The sequence below is a fragment of the Actinomyces sp. oral taxon 170 str. F0386 genome (assembly GCF_000195595.1).
In the GTDB taxonomy this organism is placed as follows: Bacteria; Actinomycetota; Actinomycetes; order Actinomycetales; family Actinomycetaceae; genus Actinomyces.
The window spans coordinates 1-3,701 of record NZ_GL882546.1; the positions used below are offsets into that span (position 1 = coordinate 1).

Consider the following 3,701-nt stretch of genomic DNA (forward strand, 5'->3'; position numbering starts at 1 on the left):
GTCCTGAGCGCCACCCCCGACGACCGCCGCCCCGGGGACCATCCGCGGCGACCTCGGCCGTCACTGGGGCGGGCCGGCCATCCTCAACCTCGTCCACGGCTCGGACTGCGAGGCCTCCGCCGAGCGGGAGATCGCCATCTGGTTCCCCGGCCTCGACTCCTGAGCGAGACTCGCCGACGGGTCGGTCCGCCGTCAGCGGCGGGCCCTGCCCGGACACTCAGACGTGCGTGCGGCGCGGCACCCGGTGGGCGCCGCACCGCACGCACCGGCCCGGTCAGGCGTTCTGGCGGCCCAGCGCCTCCTTCAGGCGTACCCGGGCGCCGGTGCGGGTGACCGCCCGGGTGTAGATCGTGGCGGCCAGGCGCACGAGCAGCGGGAGGGTCGCGATCGCCAGGGCCACGAGCTGCTCCGCCCAGCTCGACTCCCCGATGACGAGGCGGGCCGGCATGAGCCAGGATGAGAAGGGCGGGATGTAGGCCAGCACGTGGTAGATCATCTTCGAGGGGTCCGAGATCATGGCGAAGGTCAGCATGTAGGGGACCATGAAGATCATCGTCAGTGGTGTCGTCACGTTGGGGGCGTCCTCCTGGCGGCTGACCAGCGAGCCGGCGGCGCCGTAGGCGACCGCCGCGATCGCGTAGCCGATCACCATCCACATGACTATGGCGATGAGGACGGAGTCCAGACCCGGGAGCGTGTCGGGCAGGACTCCCGCCGCCTTGGCGGTCACCCCCGCGACGATGCCGATGAGGCCGTACTGGACGATGACGGCCGTCCCCGTGCCCAGGACCTTCCCGGCCAGCAGAGAGGTCGGGCGCACACAGGCCAGGAGGATCTCCACGATTCTGCTCGACTTCTCCTCGACGACGCCCATGGCCACGATCTGGCCCCCGGCCATGATGACGGCGATGAGCAGGACGTCGATCGTCAGGAGCATGCCGTAGCGGGGGCCGAAGTCGGCGGCGTCGTACCGGGGCGGGTCCAGGGCCTCGACCTGAGGAACGGCCGCGAGCAGGCCCCCCGCGACTGCCGCGGGGTCGCCGCCGAGGTCGGTCACCTTCTGGGCCAGGGCGGACTGCTGGAGGACGGCGGTGACCGAGGTCGTCACGGCGCGGTCGGAGTCGCTCTCCTTCGTGACGAGGAGCCGAGGGCGCTGGTCGGTCAGGTCGAGGACCATGTCAGCCCTCGCCTCGCCGGCACCGTCGCCGATGCCCAGGGCCGGGCCGGCGGCCGAGCCCGTAAGGTCGACGATGCTGACGGTCCTGCCCTCGGAGTCCTTGACCTGCGCCAGGTCGGAGGCGATGGCGCTCGACGCGGCCGCGTCCGGGGCGATGACGCCCAGGCGGTAGGGATCGTCGTCGCCCCCGCTGAAGCGGGCGTAGACGAGGATTCCACCGACGGCGAGGACGAGCATGACGACGGCGGTGACGAGGGAGGCCCGTTTGAACAGCTGGGTGCGCAGCTCGCGGCCGGCCACCAGACGGATCTCGGCGCTGCGGGACATGCCCGTGTGGGGTGTCTGCTCGGCGGACGACATGGCTCAGGCCTCCTGCTCGGTCGTGATGGTCAGGTCGGCGGGTGCGGCGAGGGCCTCGCGGAAGACCTCGGCGAGAGGACGGCGCACCGGCCCCAGCTCGCGCAGGCGGCCCAGGTTCTCGGCCGCCCGGAGCAGTCGCTGCTCGTCGGGCCCGCCGGCCACGAGCGTGAGGCGGGTGCCCGTCTCCGAGGGAGCCCCGCTGACGTCGAGGCCGGGCACGCCGGCGAGCACGGCCCGTGCCGCCTCCTGCGCGGCGTCGGGGGAGCCGACGAGGGCGGCCGCCAGCTGGACGCGCTGCTGGTTGCCCAGGCTCAGCTTCTGGACATCGTCGCCGCGTCGCTCCTCGATGCCCAGACGCTCGGTCCACTCGTCGCTGGCCCGACGGGCTGATGACGCCTCGACGCCGTGGAGCCGGGCGAGGTAGGTCAGCTGCTCGCCGACCTTCATCTTGGGGTACAGGCCCCGTTCCTCGGGCATGTAGCCGATGCGGCGGCGGGCGTCGGCGTCGAGGGTGGTGCCCCTCCAGGTCACCGTGCCGGCGTCGGCGGCGAGCACGCCCATGATGATGCGCATGGTGGTGGACTTCCCCGCGCCGTTGGCGCCGACGAAGCCGACGAGCTCATTGTCTCCCACGGTCAGGGAGAGGGAGTCGAGGGCCTGGATGCTCCCGAATCGTTTGGACAGATGACTGACTTCCAGCATGAGATCTCCGGGGCGTTGGGGGGTGCCCCCTGGCCGAGGTCATCCGCCACTTGCGGCCGCGGCGTGACTACACATCCCCCACAAAACCCGAAACGATCCACCAGTGAGGGGAAGAACGATCCCTGGCGCAGTTTGAAGACAGCCAGGTCGAGCTGTCCGGCCGGGGTTGCCACCGTCTTGGGGTGGGTGCCGTTGCGACGGGCGGTGTACTCGTAGCGGCTGGCGCCGATACGGGCTCCGGCTTCGGGGGCCTGTTCAATGGTTTGTGTAAGCCCTCCTGGAAGGACTGATACTGATAATCATGACCGATGAGAAGGCCGCTGCGGGTGGTGCGGGTCGTAGGGCGGTGGAGGAGCTGGTTGCCTCCGGTGGCCTGGACGGCCTGTTCGAGCAAATCGATGCTGGCCAGATCTCGCTGACCGGCGCTGACGGGCTTCTGCCGGCGCTGCTCAAGGAGACCCTGGAGCGGGGCCTGCAGGCCGAGCTGACCGACCACCTAGGCTACGACAAGGGCGAGCGCGCGCCGAGCGCGCGGGGCAACGCGCGAAACGGGACGTCAACCAAGACGATGGACTCCGAGGTGGGCCCGTTTGAGATCGAGGTCCCCCGCGACCGCGCCGGCACGTTCACGCCCCGCCTGGTGCGCAAGGGCCAGCGGCGCATGGACGGGCTGGACGGCATGATCATCAGCCTGTACGCCGGCGGGATGACGGTGCGCGAGATCCGCCACCACCTGGACTCCACCCTGGGGGTAGAGCTGAGCGCGGGGACGATCAGCAACATCACCGACGCCGTCCTGCAGTGGCAGAGTCGCCCGCTGGAGGAGTTCTACCCGGTGATCTACCCCGACGCGATCCGCGTCAAGATCCGCGACGGCGGGCGGGTGTCCAACAGGGCGGTCCACATCGCCGTCGGAGTCGACATGGAGGGCGTCAAGCACGTCCTGGGGATCTGGGTGCAGGCCGACGAGGGCGCCTCCTTCTGGGCTCGCGTGTGCGCCGAACTCGCCAACCGCGGCGTCGCTGACGTGCTGATCGTGTGCTACGACGGGCTGACGGGCCTGCCCGAGGCGATCGAGGCGACCTGGCCCGGCTCCATGGTCCAGACCTGCGTGGTCCACCTGATCCGCTCCTCGATGAGGTTCGTGTCCTACCGGGACCGCAAGAAGGTCGCCGCCGCCCTCAAGCCCATCTACACGGCTGCCAATGAGGAGGCCGCCCTGGCGGCCCTGTCCGACCTCGCGTCCTCGCCCCTGGGGGTGCGCTACCCCGACACGGTGGGGGTGTGGGAGCGGGCCTGGGAGAGGTTCATCCCGTTCCTGGCATTCCCGCCGGCGCTGCGCCGCGTCATCTACACCACCAGCTCGATCGAGTCGCTGAATTATCAGTTGCGTAAGGTCACCAAGAACCGCGGTCACTTCCCCAACGATGTCTGGAGTGCGTGGTGTTTCTCGGACAGGGGG

The 3,701-nt window shown here is 70.2% G+C and carries 3 protein-coding genes and 2 pseudogenes; 2 read left to right on the top strand and 3 right to left on the bottom strand.

What is annotated here, in order from left to right:
- Positions 1-16: 16 nt before the first annotated feature.
- Positions 17-163 (top strand): annotated as a pseudogene (locus HMPREF9056_RS13780) (nucleoside-diphosphate kinase); the annotation flags it as partial.
- Between the two features lie 111 nt (positions 164-274).
- Here HMPREF9056_RS13780 and HMPREF9056_RS10135 read toward each other — a convergent pair.
- From HMPREF9056_RS10135 to HMPREF9056_RS14735, 3 genes and pseudogenes are all read right to left on the bottom strand, one after another.
- A complete protein-coding gene (locus HMPREF9056_RS10135) occupies positions 275-1,537 on the bottom strand; it encodes an ABC transporter permease (RefSeq protein ID WP_009404855.1) in 1,263 nt (420 codons plus the stop codon).
- 3 nt (positions 1,538-1,540) lie between these two features.
- Positions 1,541-2,239: an ABC transporter ATP-binding protein gene (locus tag HMPREF9056_RS10140; protein ID WP_009404856.1), complete on the bottom strand. Its 699-nt coding sequence runs from the start codon at positions 2,237-2,239 to the stop codon at positions 1,541-1,543.
- Positions 2,240-2,340: 101 nt separating this feature from the next.
- Positions 2,341-2,484, bottom strand: a pseudogene (locus tag HMPREF9056_RS14735) (transposase); the annotation flags it as partial.
- A gap of 56 nt (positions 2,485-2,540) precedes the next feature.
- On the opposite strand from HMPREF9056_RS14735, the gene HMPREF9056_RS10145 reads away from it, so the two are divergent.
- A partial coding sequence (locus tag HMPREF9056_RS10145; RefSeq protein WP_009404857.1) for an IS256 family transposase occupies positions 2,541-3,701 on the top strand: 1,161 nt, incomplete at its 3' end.

Excerpts from the sequence above, each read along its gene's own strand:
- HMPREF9056_RS10135 (WP_009404855.1), bottom strand. The coding sequence starts at position 1,537 with ATGTCGTCCGCCGAGCAGACACCCCACACGGGCATGTCCCGCAGCGCC.
- HMPREF9056_RS10140 (WP_009404856.1), bottom strand. The coding sequence starts at position 2,239 with ATGCTGGAAGTCAGTCATCTGTCCAAACGATTCGGGAGCATCCAGGCC.